This is a genomic window from Rossellomorea sp. y25 (assembly GCF_038049935.1).
Lineage (GTDB): Bacteria > Bacillota > Bacilli > Bacillales > Bacillaceae_B > Rossellomorea.
In genome coordinates this window covers 1115278-1134710 of record NZ_CP145886.1, presented here as the reverse complement: position 1 = coordinate 1134710, position 19433 = coordinate 1115278, and the positions used below count along the sequence as shown (strand labels likewise).

Genomic DNA, 19433 nt, shown 5'->3' with positions numbered 1-19433 from the left:
ATATTGGTTTAGTCGCCCATCACTATGATTCTTGTAATAACGTTTTAGTGGGGAGGAGCGCGTTCTTCGCAATTCGTTTAAGTGGGGTAAATATTGTAACAAATAAAAGGAGAGGATGTTGGAAATGAAAGTAGGAAAGATTTTAGGGAGCGTCGTCTTAAGTGCTTTATTGGTTGCACCGGCCTACACAAGTCCGGTTGATGCGGTTGAAAACTCTGAAAAGGTTCGTGTACTCATTTCTTCAACAAATGAAAAAGCAGTAAATAATGCTAAGCAGAATTACGGCGTTCGCTGGAGTTTCGACCAAAGTGGTTTCTCCACTGAAGTGACTGAAGCACAGTTCAATGCACTTCAAAAGAATAAAAACCTGTCAGTAAAGCTTGTGGAGGAAGTTTCACTGGCTGCCAAGCCTGGCGGAACAGCAACTGCTGCACCGATCGACCAAACACCATGGGGAATTGAAGCTATGTATGAGGACCCGACAATTAATACAACATCCGGAGGCAGTGGAATTAAAGTTGCCGTACTTGATACCGGTGCCAATACAAATCACTCTGACCTTACGAATAACGTTGAACAATGTAATGACTTCTCACAGAGAAAATCCAATCTTGTTACAAACTTTTGTGAAGATAAAAACGGGCATGGTACTCACGTAGCCGGAACGGTCCTTGCTGATGGCGGAGCCGGCGATGGGATTTACGGTGTAGCTCCTGATGCAAAGCTTTGGGCATATAAGGTATTGAATGATCGTGGTTCAGGCTATTCGGATGACATCGCAGCAGCGATTCGTTATGCCGCAGACGAAGCAGATCGCTTAAACGTAAAAACGGTAATTTCCATGTCACTGGGCTCCAGTTCCGAAAGCCCACTTATAACGGATGCAGTTAATTACGCTTATAACAAAGGCGTATTAGTCGTAGCGGCAGCAGGTAACTCAGGTCCAAGTGCAAACACCATAGGTTATCCTGGAGCCCTGGTAAATGCTGTAGCAGTAGCTGCACTTGAAGATGTTCAGGAAAATGGAACGTATCGTGTAGCTGACTTTTCTTCTCGTGGAAACCCAAATACGGATGGGGACTATGTCATCGGGGTGCGTGATATAGAGGTTTCTGCTCCAGGGCGAGCAATCGAATCTACATGGTTTGATGGAACATACCATACAATCAGTGGAACTTCCATGGCTACCCCACATGTCTCAGGGTTAGCTGCAAAAATTTGGGCCGCAAACCCTAGCCTATCTGCACCCCAGCTTCGTGCCGAAATCCAAAATCGTGCTAAGAGCAATGATATTTTGGGCGGCTCCGGTGCTGCAACAGGTGATGACTATGCTTCAGGATTTGGTTTCCCGACAGTCAACTGATTTTTAGGTGATTGAAACCATAATGTACATTTTAATAATCTTTATGGGGACTTCCTTTATTTCAGGTAGTCCCCTTTCTTATTTCTCTATCTGTCATTCTGCACCTCTGCTAAAATAACATTCTAAAAGATGTTTCCGTCTTACTAAAGTAAAAGAAGATGCCCCTAAAAATAGGCATCTTCTTTACTAAAACTACCTTAATCCATACGCCTTGATGATTTCCTGAGTGATCTTATTTCCTTCATCATCCCAAGCACTTGCCTTCAATGAAACAGATGTTGCGTTTTTGGGGTTTTGAATGGTTACGCTGAACGTATCCCCCTCTTGGTTAAGTTTTACTTTCTTCCAGGTCTTCCCTTCATTGAACGATACCTCCAGGGTTGCACCTTCTACATTTCCGTAGCCTACAGCCTCTTTCACTTTACCTACAGTTAGCTCAAGACTTGTCGGACGATTGGATAAGGCATCCCCTTTGACATCTGTATCCACTTGGTAATCAAGGGTCAGGAACGGGAGGTCTTCCATCCAGTTCTCTGTTTTTTCCGTCCAGAAGGTCCATTCCGTATGTGTGCGGGTGGATGTATTCCAGCGGTTTTCATCACGTTTGGCATCTGTGATGAATCGGTATTGGGTACGTTCTTGTGGTAAGACGTCCCAAACATTCAACGCCTGTCCCTTTCCTTCTTTCAGTAACGTATCCCCTTTGTATAACTGAGAGGTCTGGTTTTGGAAAGATACATCCCATTCTGTCCCGCCTGTGTTCCCTGTTCCGGCATCAGCCCATGCAGGGACATTGATTTGGAGGGAATCACCCTGTCTTCTCGGCGGCCAGTAACCATCTCCGAGACTTGGACGGACTACAGGTGAGAACCAGTTCTCTGTCATTTTCTCCCCTCCATCATACGACTTCAGCGGTTGACGGACCTGCCACCCCTCATCCAGTACGTTGGCCTGATGATACCATCCTGTGTCTTCTGTTGCGGAAACATATTCTGTACGGGCACTAGGGAGTGAAACCTTTTGAAGGAAACCTACCGCTCCTCTTGTATGTGGACGGAGGTCAAAGCGGAATTCCCCTCCATCCGTTTCAAGATGTGAATTGTAGCGCGTATCTATTTTCGCTAAATCCTTGCCTTTTGGTGCATAAGTCAAGTCCTTCGGGATGGATCCTTCATGGACATCCATCAGGTCATACACGTATGGAGAATCAGTGTTCCCTTCCACCTTAAGCTTAATATTCCCTGAACGGACCGCCTTTACAAGCTTATCCCCTTCTTTTTTGCTGATAGCAGCAACAGCTAATGGATTGTCTGTGTATTCAGGAGTTCCTGCATAAACGCTGAATTCTTTATCTTCATTATTCACAACGATAACCAGCTTCGCTCCTGCAGCCGCGGCATTTGTTGCTTGCTGTGAAACGCTCACTTCTGCATTCCGGTCCACTACGACTGCCTTTCCTTTTGCCTTTAATCGATCAAAGTCAGCAGCGCTTCCTTTTCCGGCATACACCGTAGTCAGATTGTACTTTCCATCCAATAATGTACTTCCTGCCAACGGGATATCATCCAATTCTTTTCCGTTAAAATTGATCGTCAATAGTGGCTTGGTCAGGCGCCAGCGTGTCAGCTGCTCGAAGTATCCACTTTGCACTTCCTTGGTCGGTACGGCATATAGTTTATCGATCCACACCGGCATTAAGTATAAACTTGTCATTGGCATATCACCGATGGTTTGATGGTACTCCATACGTTGGTAATTCGCTTCTGTTTTCTTCGGTACCTCTACTTTGATTTCCTTCGCTTTTCGTGCATCCAACTCGACTGTTTTAGGTCCGTCAAGCTTCACTTCCGGATTTCCGACAAGGGCTACTCCTGCGTGATCCGTATCCATGTCGACATCCATGAGAGACATAGCGGAATAAGTGCCAGGTGGCAGTCGAAGCTCGAGGGTTCCATCTACGCCCACTACTTCAGGCTCCATTTTTTCACTGAACAGTACGACATAAGCTTGTCCTTTCGAACCGTCACGATCGGTTGCGTTCAAGGTGAGTGGATAACGCTCTTCTTCCTTGACCATCGCCATCGCTGTGCGTACGAGTTCTGTTCCGTCTTTTTTGGCTGTCAGGAACCCTTGGTATCGGGATCCAGTTTCACCAAGCGTTGAATCGAGTGTTACATTCACGTCCACCGTTCCTCCTGCAGGAACCGTAACGGTTTGATCAGAGATTGTGAGCATGCCGTTTGGTGCCTCTTCTCCCTCCGCATTTGTAAAGGCTGATTCAAGTTCAAGAGTGATTTCTTCCTCACTATCATTTGTATAGGTCACTACCTTTTCTACTGGAGCTGCTTGATCATGAGGCCATTTAAAGAATCCGAATGAGACCGAGCCTGTTGCTCTTACCTGTGTATCCAGGGCAGCTGCTATGTCCACCCGGCCTGTACCGACATGATAAGGCTGGTAACCATCAAGCTTCTTTGTCGTATTCATCAGAGCCTGTTTTAATGTAGTGCCGTCCCAATCAGGGTGCTTTTCAGCTAAAATGGCAGCTGCACCCGCCACATGAGGAGTCGCCATTGATGTACCATTTAAACTTTTATAATCTCCAGTTCCACTGGAATATTGAGAACGAGCCGCGACGATTCCCACACCAGGAGCTGAAAGATCCGGTTTGAGTCCCATGTCCCCATAGCGTGGACCTTTGGAAGAGAAATACGCCAGTTCATCCTCTTTATCCACTGCTCCAACCGTCAAGGCTGCATCAGCTGCACCAGGCGATCCGATTGTACCTTCCCCGCCTCTGTTGCCGGCAGCAATGACGAATAAGGTTCCATTTTCATTTGTCAATCGATTCACCGCTTCTGCCATTGGGTCTGTCCCATCACTTGGCATATCGCTTCCAAGACTCATATTGACGATTTTGGCATTTTCTGAGGCCCACTCCATTCCGTCGATGATCCAGGAATCCTGCCCGTATCCTTGATCACTCAATACCTTTCCAACTAGTAATCGGGCATCGGGAGCAACACCTTTATGTTTTCCATCGCCTGCGCCTGTTCCAAGAACGGTAGAGGCAACATGGGTTCCGTGACCATTGACGTCCTTCACTTCTTCACCAGGTACGAAGCTTACAGCATCATCAATCTGACCTGCTATATCCGGATGCTCCGAGTCGATTCCAGTATCAAGTACGGCAACCTTGACTCCCTCTCCTGTAAAGCCTTGTTCCCAAGCCGAATCGGCTTCGATTTGCGGTACACTTTGATCAAGGGCTGCTTCTACACGGCCATCCAGCCAGATTTTATCAACGCCGTATTCAAATAAGGGTGCTTTCTCCGTTTCTTTCTTTTCACTTTGAGCAGTGACGTCTTTCCAGAATGTTACTGCCTGCTTTTTCTCGGCAGAAAGAGCCGCTCCATTAATGCTTTCCAAGTCTCTCACTTTCTTCGATCCTTTTGGCGCCGGAGCTGCTGAGAAAGTCTTCGCCTTGGTTTCCTTGTATTCTACGATGACAGGTACAGACGCTTGATTCTTATCATCATACCCGTACTCAATCAATTTCGTAATATTAAATAAGTCTTCATCCATTTTACCTGCAGCCATATAAGGCATGGCAGAGTTCGGGAATACGAAAGTGTCGTCTTTGATGGTCATGACCCTGACACCTTCGCCATTCTTGTCAGCAGCCTCCACGTTGATGATTTGTTTGCCGTTTTCCAGAGTGGATACCTTGACCACATCACCTGTGATAAGGGTGACGGTGTGCTCCCCCTTGATGGCCGTATTCACATCGACTGTTGACTGTGTGGGATCAGCATCTTTGGAAGAGACACTTTGGGCATCCACTTGAAACATAGTGCCTGAAATCATCGTAGCGGCAATCGATCCAACGAGAAGTGGTTTCAAGTTAAGCTTTTTCATGAACATTCTCCTATTCTATTAAATGTTGATGGATTCTTAAAAGTTGACTCTTGTTGGGGAAAAAAATGAAGAAGGTATGTAGTCCTACTAAAATGATTTAAAGAATGAAAGACTACTAGAATGCAAATCAATCATCACCTCCAAATAAAGATCGTTTTTTGAAGTTCTGAGGATGTGATAGGTAAGGTATCTTGAAGTCGTGTAGACGCTATGTGGTTAATTGAATTGTAAGTCTAAGTCCGTCCCTTTCTCAATTGGGGTTATTTTTCGGGAGTAGGGAACTAGCCACAAAGAGAATGGTGGATTACATTCAACTTTTTTGTGAATATTGACACATTTTTTTGAGCATTAAATCTAAATAGAAAGTGGTGAAATCGAGTAAATTGAGAGGACGGAACAAAGAACACATTCTGTGAGAGAAATGAAAGGTCCTTCATTAGTACAAACGCATCAGCATCTCTCCATCCGTCTTAAGTCCCCTAAAAATATATAATAGAAGAGATCAAGGGAGGATAAATAGAATCAGCAATACATGAGGCTTTACTCGTTCATAAAGTCGAACATCTTAATATTAATCACTCGGGGCATGATGTCGCCGAGTGAAGTTCATCATCTTTTCATGCAGCTCTGTGAAAAAAAGGATAAATAGAAAAAGAGCAGGCGGAACCACAAAGGGTTCAACCTGCTCCTATTTTGCATTAATAGAGACTTTCCGAACGGGATATTAGATCCATCATTATGTCCCAACTCGTGTGAAATAGCTAGTTGAAAAATGAATGCGTAGAGGTCACTTGAATGATGAATGACTAGTTATCAGTTTACCTGTCCCCTTGTCCTATCTACGCTACCGATTCTATGTCTTTCCTGCCGGCAATGGTTTTTTTCTTAGTAAATCGTTCGACCAGCACGGCTACTGCGTTGTCTCCTGTTGCGTTCAGTAACGTAGCCGGAATATCGATTATAGTTGAGATCACCGCTAATAACGGAAGCACTTCCGGCGTCAGCCCGTAGGCGGCGATGATGAACATTTCACCAATCAGTCCTCCTCCAGGGATCCCCCCCATGACGATTGCGGTGATAATCGCGACCAATACCGCTATAAGGTACGTATCAAGCCCTTCAAAAGGAATGCCCAGAACGCCAAATGCAAAGACGATTTTCAAGATGGCCCCCATGGCCGAGCCGTCTTTATGAATCGACGCTCCAATAGGAATGACCGTTTCTCGAACGGCATTGGATACCCCCATCTTTTTCGTTGCATCCAGATTGGCAGGAATGGTTGCCACTGAGCTTTGTGTTCCGATTGCGGTTGCCGCAGGTAAAAGGTTATGCTTCCAAAAGCCTCTCACCCCTCTTTTCCCTCCTGCCACAAAGGCATAGAAGGAGAAAACCACTACAAAGTAAATCACCGCTATCACTAAATACAATAGGAAAGAACGCAAATAAGAAGATAGTAAGCTTGCCCCGAACGTTCCTACTAATGTAGCAAAATAGGCAGCCAGACCGATTGGGGCATAATACATGATATACGATACCAACTTCATGCTCACATCGGCCCCTGCCTGTAGGATTTTTTTCAATGGCTCTGCTTTTTCCCCCAGTCGATTCGTGGCAAATCCGAGTGCCACTGAAAACAAGATAAGGGGCAGCATATGCTCCCGTGTAAATAATTCAATGAAATTATCCACAGTAAAGGTTTGGACGATTTGGTCCCCCAATTGGATGTCTTCTGTTTCAACTGACTAGTCCAGACTGATGGTAATACCTTCCGTCGGGGAAAAAACCTTCACTCCCACAATCATCAACACAGACGAGATGATCGTGGTGATCAGGAATATCACCAGCATACTGCGCATGATTTTCTTAAATTGACCTTTCGATTCCAAATTGGCGATCGCCGATGAGATCGAAAAGAAAACCAGGGGTACCACGATCGTAAAGAGGAGATTCAGGAAGATATCTCCCAAGGGTTTTAACATTTCTGCTTTCTCTCCCATGGTCAGTCCGATAATGGATCCTATGATAATGGATGCGAGTAGTGTGATGGCTAATCCGTACGTTTTAAATATGTTTTTCATTCTATGTTCTCCTCTTCATTATGATTGTAAGGTGGATTATTCTTTACCGGTCATTCCGAACTAAATCAGCATACGATTCACGCTCGATCACGACCCGTGATTCCCCATCCTTTACAAACACAACAGCCGGTCTTGGAATCCGATTATAATTACTCGCCATGGAATACCCGTAGGCTCCTGTACTGAACACGGCCAGAATATCACCGTAATTCGTCGGTGGCAGCATCAGGTCCCAGATCAGCATGTCACCGGATTCGCAGCATTTCCCGGCAATACTCACAAGCTCCGTGCATTCCTCATGGGGACGATTGGCAAGCACCGCATGGTATTTCGCCTGATAGAGGGCCGGGCGAATATTGTCCGTCATCCCCCCGTCGATCGCGACGTACGTGCGCACATCGGGAATGATTTTCTTCGACCCCACTTTATACAAGGTCGTCCCAGCTTCAGCCACCATGCTTCGTCCCGGCTCCACCCATACTTCAGGGAGCGGATATTCATTCTTGGTGAAATAGGTCTTCACACTATCGGTAATGCCCTTCACATACGTTGGAATCGGCAGGGGCTGGTCTTCTTCCGTGTACCGGACACCGAATCCTCCGCCGATATTCAGCACCGGTATAGTCACATCAAATTCGATCCGGATCCGCTGCAGGAAATCTGCCAGTACTTGAATCGCCTGATCAAACCCTTCCCGTTCGAAAATCTGAGATCCAATATGTGAATGCAGACCGAGTAATGAGAAGTACGGCTTGTGGAGAGCTAACTGAATCGCCGTATTCGCCTGTCCGTTGGAAATGCTGAATCCGAATTTCGAATCCTCCTGTCCCGTCGTGATGTACTCATGGGTGTGGGCTTCCACACCTGGCGTGACCCTGATCAGGATCTGAACCTGCTGCTCACGCTCCTTGGCCAGATCATGCAGCAGTTCAAGCTCTAGGAAACTATCGACAACAAAGCAGCCGATTTTAGCCTCAAGTGCCATGAGTAGCTCCTCTTCTGACTTGTTGTTCCCATGAAAATGAATACGCTCCGCTGGAAAACCTGCCTCAAGGGCCGTATACAATTCCCCGCCGGATACAACATCCAGTGATAACTCCTCCTGCTCTGCCAGGCGCACCATCTCTTTACATAGGAACGCTTTACTCGCATATGCCACCTGGAACTGCAATCCGCTTTCGTTGAAGGCATTACGGAAAAGTCGGGCATTTTCACGAATCATTCCTTCATCGTAAACCATTAAAGGCGTGCCATAGGTCTCCACCAACTCACCCGTGCTCATTCCTCCGATTTCAAGATCTCCACGAACATTCACATCAACTGTACTCATATCCTTTACTCCTTTTGACTCTCTCTAAAAAAACACAAAAAAACCGTATGAAGCGATGCTCATACGGTTTATCATCAAAAGTTTTGGAAACATAATGAAGACTATGTATTAACATCTCTTCAATAGTTCTCCACAACTTTTTCATTGTGACAGTCCAACATTTCTTCAATGCTGGCCCAACAAAAAATAGAATTGGCTATTTTCTGCTTCGGCGATCTGCCTTTCCCTTCTTATCCCGGAATCCATTATTCTCAAAGAAGATACTCATCATACTCGCGCCTCTATTATCAGAGAGTGACGTATTATTTTGTTTGAATTACTATACCACTCTCTTAAAATAGTTGTCAATTGGTTTTTGAAAGAGAAATAGGCAAAACCCCCGGAAGTAGCCCGGGGATTTCGTGGATCATTTTATTTCAGATTGATTTCGAACGGTTTCATTTTGACCGGCTTATCATTTCTGCTCAATGTCTCGAATGGGACAATCAGTGAGTAGTCCTCAAGGTTGGCATCCTGAGGCAATGTAAACGTGGATTGATAACGGAGAGTATCCTTATCCACTGTTTTCGTTTTAGCACTTCTGATCATATGATTCAGCATCTCATTATAATCCAGTTCATCCTTCGCATTTCTTTTAATATCTTTTGATGGGATCACCTGAACGAATTGAGCAAAGCTCTTTAATATGTCATATTGGAATTGTTTCTCTTTGATATGATCAATGGTGAAATCGACTGTCACCTTCCCTTTTGCGTTTTGGATATCTTGTACCGTGACCTGATAACCAAAACGAGGGCTCTTCACCTGGAATGGAGGTGAATCCTTCAGTGAGTTGATGCCGTCTTCATCTACTCGCTCCATATCAGCCTGGACTTTCAGCGACTGTGCTTTATCACTGAGTTTACTCGTGAACAGCTCCCTGACAGTCTTTTGATAATAACCGTCAATTTCTTTGATATTTAGTGTCTCTGCACTGGACTTTGATAACCGGTTCCCTAAGTCATCAAACACAATCAGATTTAACGTATCCTTCTCGGACTCCACCGAATAGGTATACTCCAGCGTAGTCGTAGCTTTTCCTTTAGTGACAGATGTTACTTGCAGCTCAAATTCCCCATTGGGCGATTCTGTCCTTACATCTGTTTTGATCTTTTCAGATGGAATCCTCTTGACCGGTACATCAAAGGTCCAGGTACCGTTCACATCTGCCATATGGGTGAACGTTAACGGAAGCGTGAAGTTTTCCGGCGGTTCTTTCCCATCCCGGTAAAATTCGATCGAGCCTATGAACTCATCCCCGTCTTTTTTAAGACCCGAACTTCCCGATCCCCATTGATTCTGATCCTTACCGTCGAAGAGATGATAGCTGTAGCCGCTCACCGGACGATTCCCTTCGTCCATATGTTCGATGGAAAGGTCATCACCCTTCGCCTTGAAGGTGACTCCGATGACGTTCCCGTCATAATATGTGCTTGTGATTGTCACATCGACGCCGTTGGAAGTGGCGGCCTGATTAACTTCCGTCACTTTATCGCTGAAATAGAGTTCTTTTCCGACATCCGAACCGACTTTTTCATAAATGGCACCCAGTACAGGCAGTTTGGCCAGTGCATTGTTCACAGGTGAGAACAGGAAGCCCGATACGAGTACCATGGAGGCAGCAGCGGTGGTAAATGCGGCACTTATCTTGACCGTTTTTTTCCGGACCTTTTGTTTTCTGCCTTCTTGGATTCCTGTTGAAATTGCCTCAAAAACCTTTTCTTTTGGTACCTCGATGCTGTTCATTTCTTCCTCAAACCATTTTTTGTCCATACTGATTCACTCCTTCCAGCAGCATTCTCAATTCCAGCTTCGCCCGGTGAAGATACGTCTTGACCGTCCCTTCAGGCGTACCCATCGTATCGGATATCATCTTGATCGACTGACCCTGGAAGTAGAATAAGATAATGACGGTTTGATAGTGCTGATTCAAAGACGCCATGGCCGTAATCAAGTCGATCCGCCCTTCTATATCCGTTTCTTCTGAGACGAGAGTGTTGTCTAGAAACTCATCCCCCGTCAGGACCAGTCGGTTTTGTTTCTTCAACATGCTGTATGCCGTATGTATCAGGATCTTGATCAGCCAGGTGCTGAAATACTCTGGGTTCTTCAAACGGGCTATCGAGGTGAATGCTTTACAAACCGTTTCCTGCACCACGTCGAGAGCATCCTCTTTATTTCTTACATATAGAAATGCCGTCCTGTACAGCTTCTCGCTTTCTGAGTGGATCAGCCTTTCAAATGCCTGTTCATTCCCTTTGATTGCTCTTTTTACGAGTTTCACATCCATTGATTAACCTCCTGTCATTCATTAGAGTCGGGTGAGGCGGGAAAAGTTTCAAGGAATTTTTTATGGGGTGTCATGCGATGTAGACTGAGGGTAGTTACCATTTATTTCAAAAAGACGCATAAACTATGAAAAACGACGCAATAAATTTGAAATCGACGCAATTACTTCGATCATGACGCAATTCACCTTGAAAATGACGCAATCATGGACGATTTCGACGCAATTAAGTAGGATGGGGTCATCCTCCACCAAGATTGAATGAAAATGATCCAAAAGCCAAAGAAAGGTTGAAAAATCCTTTTTTATCTTCCATCGTAATGCTTTTCACTAAAAAAAGCTTATCCGTCTCGATAAGCTTCAATCCGCCCGTCCCGTATAGATCATCACAAAGTGGAGGACCGCTTCTATTGATTCCATATTCATGTAACTATGGCCTTTATCCCCATGGAATTTGATCGAGTCATACTGACTGAGCTCGAATACTTCATCCTGCACCTTCACACGTACTTTTCCTTCCATAACGGTTACAAATTCAATCACCCCGGGCTGGTGGGCATCCGCACGGTACTCACTGTCCGGTTTCAGGAAGGCCCTGTGGGTTTCCAATGAGCTGTAGCCAGAGGAAGTAAACATCGGTTCCAGGGTCAAGGACTCATTGGCACTGATCACTTTGCTCCCTTCATTTTTCCGGGAAATCTGGACTTCTTGTTTTTCCACGAGAAGGGCCGAAATGGGGATCGCGAGTCCGTTCGCAATTTTCCATATGATCGTCAAAGATGGATTCGCCTCTCCCCTTTCGATCTTGCCCAAAGTCAAAGTACTGACATCGGTCATAGCTGCGAGTTCCTGGAGGTTTAGCCCACGCTCATGTCGTATATGTCTCAGTGTCATCCCGACGTGCCTAGCCAATTTTTCCGGGTCCTGCCAAGTCAAACCGTCATTACTCATAATCCTACCTCTTTCTATAGACAACGTATGTAAGTATATTATAATATATAAAAAATAAACTATAGTATATGTATTGGAAAGGAGTGTTCATCATCAAAGAGCTTGCTCTCGGTGTCATTTCATCTATGTTCTTTGCCGTTACCTTTATTCTGAACCGGTCCATGGAGCTCGCTGGTGGAAGCTGGATGTGGAGTTCATCCCTGCGATTCCTGTTCATGCTACCCTTCCTATTCCTTATTGTAGGTTTACGGAAGAATATAAATCAAGTCTGGATTGAAATGAAGAAGAAACCATTCGAATGGCTGACGTGGAGCTTTGTCGGGTTTGTCCTCTTTTATGGTCCTATCACCTATGCGGCTGCGTACGGACCGGGTTGGCTTGTAGCGGGCACGTGGCAGTTTACCATCGTCGCAGGCATCTTACTCGCTCCTTTATTTTATACTTCCGGGCCGGCCAGGCGCAGGCATACCATTCAAAAAAGAGCTTTGGCCATATCCTCCATCATTTTAGTTGGGGTTCTCTTCATTCAACAGGAAAATGCCAGTGGATTGTCCTTTTCTGAAATGGCCGTTGGGATCTTACCTGTGATCATCGCAGCCTTTGCTTATCCTCTTGGAAACCGGAAAATGATGGAGGTGTGCGGTGGCAAGCTTGATACCTTCCAACGTGTGCTCGGGATGACGATCGCAAGCACTCCTTTCTGGCTGATCTTAGGATGCTATGCGTTCTTCGAGGTTGGGGCACCAAGCGAGCAGCAAGTGATACAATCCTTTATTGTCGCCATATGCTCAGGTGTGATTGCGACGTCCCTGTTCTTCATCGCCACGAATCAGGCAAGGCACACTCCCGGGAAACTTGCCGCAGTGGAAGCGACCCAATCGACACAGATCCTGTTTGTCATCATAGGAGAAGCGGCGATCCTGTCCGTTCCACTTCCATCAGGAATAGCCCTGATCGGCATCCTCCTGATCATCACGGGAATGATCATCCACACCATAAACGTGAAAAGAATGAATACCGGAATGGTCAAAGCCGTTAAATCCGTCAGCTAAAAAAAGGAGGGGCATCCTGGATGCTCCTCCTTCACTTTATTTAAATACCTTTCTTCTCATCCACTGGGTAGCAGCCCATTTATCCCCGATGACAACCGGTGCGCCGCCATGAAGCGTCAAGTCGTTCAGCTCCTGGTTATCATAGAAATATTCGAAGTAGACCGCCATCCCCTTTTGCGGAGAAACAGAGAAATTCAATTTAGGGAAGTACGTTTCCCCGCCTTCCTCTACGTCATTCAAGTACATCACGAGGGTGCTGATTCTCGGATTCTTCACCGGTCTTGATGAGGCCGAGAAGAAGTCAAAGTGAGCCTTGTATTCCTGACCCGGTTTATAGTTAAGGATTTGAAGACCTTCCCCGTGCTCCACGGGTATATTCATAATCTGAGAGACCCGTTTTTCGATACAAGACACGACGTCGTGTTCATTCTCCTCTAGGAACACTGAACTGCTCGTTCTAAGCTCGTCCACTGTGCGTGTGTTACCGATTTTCGAGCGCTCGACCCGATCCTTGGAAAGCTGAATGAGTTCATCACATTCTTCATGGCTCAACACATTTCCAAGAACGACGATCAACGGCTCTTCCATTTTCGCGATGATCTGAATCTCCCGGTCGTCCGTCTTGATCTTATTCCCCGTATGGTGGAAAATCGTTTGTTCCTTTACAGCTATTTCAGTATTATCCATTGCCAACTTTCATCAACCTCTTATCGTATTTTTAACATTCTGAATTTTTATATTGGTGGAAGCACCCTTTGATTCTTCCAATCTAGAAAAAACGATAGCAACAATAGGCATAACTGTAGTCTTTATTTTGGCTGGCGGTTTCCTCCTGCGTGTGTATTTTTATATATTTTACACCCGTGATGAGGGGAATTCTATCTTTTTTTTGATGAAAAATTAGGGGTCTGATGGGAATGAAGGGGATTGTAGGATTGGCGCGGTTGCGGGGACGTCACAGAAAAGACACGGATGGGTTTTATGCGCCGGTTTCCTCTTATACATCAAATTTCGAAAGTATGCGTCTTTTTAAAATTTATGCGTCGATTCCTCTGCGTCTTCCTTCCAAAAAAATGGACTGCCGAATCAAGTTCGACAGCCGATCCCATTTTATTCCTTCAAACCTTCATACTGAACCAATACTTCCTTCACAATCTCGCTATCCGGATCCAGTCCGCTCACTTCTTTCAATACATGGGCAGGTCCGTGTTCCTTGATCATGCCCTGGATTTCAACCGCTTGTTCATCCTCAGGATTGTCAAACAATAGCGCTGCAGCAATCGCTTTGGCAAGGTAGGCATAAGAGAGCCCCGCTTTTTGAGCCTCTGTCGTCGGTCGGATCAAGCGGTCATCAGGACCCAGCTTGCGGATCGGCGCCCGTCCCACACGACTGACATCATCATTCAGGTAAGCATTTTTGAAGCGTACGATGTTCTTATCAATATAAGCAAGATGCTCGTTTTCATTAAGTCCGTATTGCTTCACAAGGTAGGCACCTGTTTCTTTCAGTGTCTCCTTGACCTGCTCGGCAATGGCTTCATCGGCCAATGTCTGATCGATCGTTGACTTGCCTTGCAGGTAACCAAGGTACGCAATGACCGCATGGCCTGTATTCACCGTGAACAGCTTACGCTCGATGAATGGAGCAAGGTCGTCTACAATCGTCATGCCTTCAACAGGCGGGATTGTTTCTTTTGTTTCAACCACCCATTCGTAATACGGTTCAACGAGTACATCTAGTGAGCTCTGATCTTGAATCGGTACAATGCGGTCGACGGCTGAATTGAAGAAGTAGACTTTTCCTTCAAGCATCGCAATCGTTTTCTCATCAAGATTTTCTATAATATGATTCTTTAATATATCAGTGGCACCGATCTGATTTTCACATGCAATCACGTATAACGGCTCATCTGATGAGGCGATGCGTTTTTCGATCCCTTTGGCGATCAGGGGAGCGATCCGTGGAAGGATATTCGGTCCGATCGCCGTCGTCAGATAGGTGGATTGTCCGATCGTCTCAATGACTTCCCCTTCTTGATGAAGGTTGTTCAGTCCGGATACATTCTCGATTGTTTCGGTTTCCTTCGTTTCCGTGGCGAGTTTCACTTCGTAGCGTCCTTCTTCATTCAGCTTGTTGATCACCTGCTCGGCGATGTCTACGAAGGTCACGTGGTAACCTGATTGTGTGAATAATGCTCCGATAAACCCTCTGCCTATGTTTCCTGCTCCAAAATGTACCGTTTGTTTCAACATCATCATTCCTTTATCAAATTAGTTTGTAAGTAGTCCAAAAAGATTTCTTCTAATTTCTTTAAAATGACCGCTTCGTTCGTGGACGAATAGATCATCATCGACCGGTGATCTTCGATTAAGCTTGTAGAGATCAGGCTGAGAATTTCCTGTTCCCTCCTGCTCAATTCTTCAGGGGCAAGCATGAGGAGAAGGCTTTTCATCTCCATTTCCCCACCGTCCATCCCTTTGATCTTACAAGGTTCATCCAGATGGGCCACCTGGAAGATCAGCTTCTTCACGTTGTGGTCACGGCAATGGAAGAGGCCCATATTCGTCTTCGGAATCCCGAGTCCGCCTTTTTTCTCCCTTTCGATCAGCTGATGCATGACCACATGCGTGTGTTGAAGAAGTTCGTCCTGTTCCGCTTGTTCCACCATTTCATTCAGGATCCTGAAGTGACTTCCCGTCGACTGCTTCCGGTACACCCGGAAATTGGTGAGGATGGCTTCCATGCTGGAGTGGACATCCTTGATTTCCTGAAGGAGCATCCTGACCTCGGTTTTCTCAACCGATCGCGGCGCTGGCTTCAAGTATTTCTTCCTCGTCAGCTTTTCAACATTATTCTGCAGATAGCTTTGGATGAATCCGATGTCCTTCTCGCTCAATAACGGGCTTACCAGAATATACTCCACTTCCGTAAAGGGGAGCCTGACCGTGGAAATGACAATATCGTAGTCATCAAGGTTTGCACTCTGAAAATCCTTGATCGACAGGATTTCCACCTTGTTGATCATCGTCAGTTCCCGCTGGATGCGGCTGGCGAGCATCTTGGACGTCCCGATCCCTGTCGGACAGACGACCACCGCTTGGATGTTCACCTTCTCTTCATTCATCAGCATGGCCGATCCGAAATGAAGGACGATGAAGGCGACCTCATCATCGGGAAAAGAAATATCCTTGAATTCCGTTTCAAGACTCTTTTTCACTGCTAAAAATAACACGGGATATTTCTTCTTGATTTCATCCGTCAATGGATTGAAAAGATCCAGCTCCTGCTGCAGGCGGAAGATGGACGGTCCCATATGGGCAAGCAGGCCCTGGAAAAGGGAAAAGTCATCGGACAGATCCACATGGAGGTCTTCCGATACATCCTTGATGACATTCTTGATGAGATGGCCAAGGAGGATACTGTCATAGTAAACAACGTCGGGATCCTGAACTTTGGATCCTTTTAAAATAACGGTCAAAAATTGGACATCCCGATTGGTCATGGGTATGGAAAGCTTATCTTTCAGTTCCCTGTAAATCATGTCCATCAGCTGATTTTCAGTAGAATCATGATCCTCCGCTTGCTCATATTTCTGTAATTCGAAGCCCTTTTCGGTTCGTTGTATCGTCAGGGAGGTATACACAACAAGACCGATATAATCACTGTCCGTCAAGGTGATTTGCCCCTCTGCCAAGTGTTGGTTCACCACCCGGTCGACAGCGAGTAAATAGTCCGGTTTGAAATACCCCAGCACCGGCTCATCTAGGTGATTCCCCTTTTGCATCCCATACAGGGTCTCGATGATGACTTCATAAAAATAGACGAGGAAGAAGCTTGCCAGTGCATGACGTTTGTCGGCTTCATCTGCGGTAAGCTCCACCCCCACCCCTCGTTTCCTTGTCAGGGTGATGCCGTATTTTTGCAGCCAATCTGCGATTTCATCGAGATAAGAAGTGAGAGTCGTGACGCTGATCCCCAACTGCTGTGCAAGGACCTGTTTTTTGAAGGAAGATCCTTCATGGAGAAGGATGATCAATAAACCCAGTTTTCGCTCTTCAGGTGTTTCATCGGTCGGATTCACTTCCGCAAGATTCTGGATCAAGCGATAGATGTGTTCATTCTTCCCGTCGATGAACAGTCCTTCATTGCCCGTCCGCTTCAGTTCTAAATGATACTGTTTTAAAATGCTTTCGATGGATTTCAGGTTGCGCTGAACGGTTCTCCCGCTCACATTCAAGAATGCAGAAAGAGAGTACACGGTATGTTTTCCCGATGTTTTTACGATCAATTCAATGATGGATTTTTCCCTTGATGTAATAAACATTCTTTCCACTCTTTTCCCTGAATTAGCTTTTATCAATACAAATGAGAACAGAAAGGCAGGGATCCTACCTTTCTGAATGATTGTTCTAGTTGCTATTAATGATGTCCTTCAGTTCTTTGGCTGACTTGGCCAGAACCATTCTGTCGACGTTTTCCTGCTCGGAGCAGACAACGGCGATCCCTGAAAGGATTTCCAGATGTGTGCCGTCCTTGCCGGCGATACCGAAGATCATCTTCGCCTTCTCACCGTTGAAGTCCACGCCGTCCGGAACTTGAACGACCGTGAATCCGGACTTGATGACGGCTTTCTTCGCGTCTTCCGTACCGTGTGGAATGGCTACATTATTACCCATATAAGTAGATGTGATTCCTTCTCTGTCAATCATAGCATCTACATAGCTGTCTTCCACGTATCCTGCTTTGACCAGAGCTTCTCCTGCGAACCGGATCGCCTCTTCTTTTGTGGCAAAAGACTGATTCATGAAGATGTTCTCTTCAAGCAGTAGATCATCATCATGATCAGCATTCGGTTCAGCGTTCACCGTTTCTTCCTCTGCATCCTCCACAACCTCTGCCTGCTCACCCGTGATTCCGTCCTGAAGACTCGCAATCAGCTTGTCGTACTCCGGACTGGATAGGAAATTATCCACGGAAATGTGATAAGCATTCGGAAGCTTATTTTTCGCCCGCGGCGTCAGTTCTTCCTGTGTGATGACCACTTGAGCGTCAGATGGAAGGTTACTGATGGATGTATTCGTTACGCTGACGTCGAGTTTTGCCGCCTTCACTTTCTTACGGAGGAGTGAAGCCCCCATAGCACTAGAGCCCATCCCTGCATCACAGGCAAAGACGATTTTGTTTACTTCTTCAGGCATTGTTCCTTGGCTTACTTGTCCGGCTACAGAACTTTTCTTGCCCTTCATTTCCTGCATTTTCTTCGTTGCGCCTTCGATGTCTTCATCTGTCGTTTTGCTTGATTTCAACACGATGGCAGACACGATGAAGGAAACGGCTGCTGCCACAAAGACGGCTGCAAAGTTTGCCAGATACGCCATTCCTTCTGGAGGGGTAACCGCGGTAATCGCAAGGATACTACCTGGTGATGCCGGTGATACCAATCCTCCACCTAATAAAACAAGGGTGAACACTCCACTCATTCCACCAAGGATGACGGAAACAAACAGCATCGGCTTCATTAATACGTACGGGAAGTAAATTTCATGAATCCCACCGAAAAAGTGAATGATTCCTGCTCCAGATGCAGATTGCTTTGCTGTTCCTTTTCCAAAGAACATGAACGCCAGTAGAATTCCAAGACCTGGTCCCGGGTTGGCTTCTAATAGGAAAAGAATCGATTTTCCACCCTGTTGAACTTGCTCCAATCCGATCGGTGATAGTACACCGTGGTTGATGGCATTATTTAAGAATAAAATCTTTGCAGGTTCGATCAGGATACTTGTTAAAGGAAGCAGTCCAGCTGCCACAAGCCAGTCTACACCTGAGACTAGTAGATTCGTAAATGCGTCCACGGCAGGTCCTACACCAAGGAATGCCAGGATCGCAAGGATTCCTCCAAGAATACCTGCTGAGAAGTTATTGACGAGCATTTCAAATCCTGCTCTGATTTTCCCTTCGATTGCCCCGTCGAACTTTTTGATCACGTAAGCCGCAAGAGGACCCATGACCATGGCACCTAAGAACATCGGTGTATCCGGTGCACCGACAATGACACCCATTGTCGCAATCGCACCCACGACCCCACCGCGCTGGTCGTGTACGAGCTTACCTCCTGTATACCCGATTAAGAGCGGTAACAGGTACGTAACCATCGGCCCTACCAGTTTGGCAAGGCTTTCATTTGGAAAGAACCCAGTTGGTATGAACAACGCTGTAATTAAACCCCAAGCGATAAAAGCGCCAATATTAGGCAGAACCATTGAACTGAGGAAGTTACCAAACTTTTGTACCGCGACTTTCATATTCGATTGAGCCACTTCTCTCATCCTTTCATGTTTGAATAATCATTTTTCTTATATTCATCATAGGCTCCGGATGGTGACGGTTTCAAGAAAGATGAAAACTAACTTTGTC

General features: G+C 45.9%; 11 protein-coding genes, 1 pseudogene and 1 riboswitch. Of the genes and pseudogenes, 2 read left to right on the top strand and 10 right to left on the bottom strand.

Annotated elements, in window-relative coordinates:
* Positions 1 to 124: 124 nt before the first annotated feature.
* Positions 125 to 1363 carry a S8 family serine peptidase gene (locus AAEM60_RS05625; protein WP_341357639.1) on the top strand — a complete coding sequence of 413 codons (1239 nt, stop codon included), beginning with the start codon at positions 125 to 127 and terminating at the stop codon, positions 1361 to 1363.
* A 192-nt stretch (positions 1364 to 1555) separates the two neighbouring features.
* Here AAEM60_RS05625 and AAEM60_RS05620 read toward each other — a convergent pair whose 3' ends face one another.
* The 6 genes and pseudogenes from AAEM60_RS05620 to AAEM60_RS05595 form a co-directional block, all read right to left on the bottom strand.
* Positions 1556 to 5281, bottom strand: coding sequence for a S8 family serine peptidase (locus tag AAEM60_RS05620; protein WP_341357638.1), 3726 nt, complete (start codon positions 5279 to 5281; stop codon positions 1556 to 1558).
* An 839-nt stretch (positions 5282 to 6120) separates the two neighbouring features.
* Positions 6121 to 7359, bottom strand: a pseudogene (locus AAEM60_RS05615) (dicarboxylate/amino acid:cation symporter).
* Between the two features lie 43 nt (positions 7360 to 7402).
* Positions 7403 to 8689 (bottom strand): diaminopimelate decarboxylase, encoded by a 1287-nt coding sequence (gene lysA / locus AAEM60_RS05610; RefSeq protein WP_341357637.1) that lies wholly within the window; start codon positions 8687 to 8689, stop codon positions 7403 to 7405.
* A 115-nt stretch (positions 8690 to 8804) separates the two neighbouring features.
* Positions 8805 to 8981, bottom strand: a riboswitch (Lysine riboswitch).
* Positions 8982 to 9100: 119 nt separating this feature from the next.
* Positions 9101 to 10501 (bottom strand): DUF4179 domain-containing protein, encoded by a 1401-nt coding sequence (locus tag AAEM60_RS05605; protein ID WP_341357636.1) that lies wholly within the window; start codon positions 10499 to 10501, stop codon positions 9101 to 9103.
* Positions 10482 to 11018, bottom strand: coding sequence for a sigma-70 family RNA polymerase sigma factor (locus AAEM60_RS05600; RefSeq protein WP_299745963.1), 537 nt, complete (start codon positions 11016 to 11018; stop codon positions 10482 to 10484). The genes AAEM60_RS05605 and AAEM60_RS05600 overlap by 20 nt, the downstream gene beginning before the upstream one ends.
* 357 nt (positions 11019 to 11375) lie before the next feature.
* Positions 11376 to 11966, bottom strand: coding sequence for an XRE family transcriptional regulator (locus AAEM60_RS05595; RefSeq protein WP_341357635.1), 591 nt, complete (start codon positions 11964 to 11966; stop codon positions 11376 to 11378).
* Between the two features lie 92 nt (positions 11967 to 12058).
* On the opposite strand from AAEM60_RS05595, the gene AAEM60_RS05590 reads away from it, so the two are divergent.
* On the top strand, positions 12059 to 13018 hold the full coding sequence (locus tag AAEM60_RS05590) for a multidrug resistance efflux transporter family protein (protein ID WP_299746059.1): 960 nt from the start codon (positions 12059 to 12061) through the stop codon (positions 13016 to 13018).
* Between the two features lie 36 nt (positions 13019 to 13054).
* On the opposite strand, the gene AAEM60_RS05585 is transcribed toward AAEM60_RS05590, so the two are convergent.
* From AAEM60_RS05585 to AAEM60_RS05570, 4 genes are all read right to left on the bottom strand, one after another.
* Positions 13055 to 13711 carry a 2OG-Fe(II) oxygenase gene (locus tag AAEM60_RS05585; protein WP_299745957.1) on the bottom strand — a complete coding sequence of 219 codons (657 nt, stop codon included), beginning with the start codon at positions 13709 to 13711 and terminating at the stop codon, positions 13055 to 13057.
* Positions 13712 to 14128: 417 nt separating this feature from the next.
* The gene (locus AAEM60_RS05580) at positions 14129 to 15268 is read right to left on the bottom strand and encodes a mannitol-1-phosphate 5-dehydrogenase (RefSeq protein WP_299745955.1); all 1140 of its coding nucleotides are present in this window, start codon (positions 15266 to 15268) and stop codon (positions 14129 to 14131) included.
* A gap of 5 nt (positions 15269 to 15273) precedes the next feature.
* On the bottom strand, positions 15274 to 17343 hold the full coding sequence (locus AAEM60_RS05575) for a BglG family transcription antiterminator (protein WP_341357634.1): 2070 nt from the start codon (positions 17341 to 17343) through the stop codon (positions 15274 to 15276).
* A gap of 85 nt (positions 17344 to 17428) precedes the next feature.
* The gene (locus AAEM60_RS05570; RefSeq protein WP_299745950.1) at positions 17429 to 19336 is read right to left on the bottom strand and encodes a PTS mannitol transporter subunit IICBA; all 1908 of its coding nucleotides are present in this window, start codon (positions 19334 to 19336) and stop codon (positions 17429 to 17431) included.
* Between the last annotated feature and the right edge of the window lie 97 nt (positions 19337 to 19433).

Bases quoted from the DNA above. Each gene is read 5' to 3' on its own strand.
- AAEM60_RS05625 (WP_341357639.1), top strand. From the start codon at position 125: ATGAAAGTAGGAAAGATTTTAGGGAGCGTCGTCTTAAGTGCTTTATTG.
- AAEM60_RS05620 (WP_341357638.1), bottom strand. From the start codon at position 5,281: ATGAAAAAGCTTAACTTGAAACCACTTCTCGTTGGATCGATTGCCGCT.
- lysA (WP_341357637.1), bottom strand. From the start codon at position 8,689: ATGAGTACAGTTGATGTGAATGTTCGTGGAGATCTTGAAATCGGAGGA.
- AAEM60_RS05605 (WP_341357636.1), bottom strand. From the start codon at position 10,501: ATGGACAAAAAATGGTTTGAGGAAGAAATGAACAGCATCGAGGTACCA.
- AAEM60_RS05600 (WP_299745963.1), bottom strand. From the start codon at position 11,018: ATGGATGTGAAACTCGTAAAAAGAGCAATCAAAGGGAATGAACAGGCA.
- AAEM60_RS05595 (WP_341357635.1), bottom strand. From the start codon at position 11,966: ATGAGTAATGACGGTTTGACTTGGCAGGACCCGGAAAAATTGGCTAGG.
- AAEM60_RS05575 (WP_341357634.1), bottom strand. From the start codon at position 17,343: ATGTTTATTACATCAAGGGAAAAATCCATCATTGAATTGATCGTAAAA.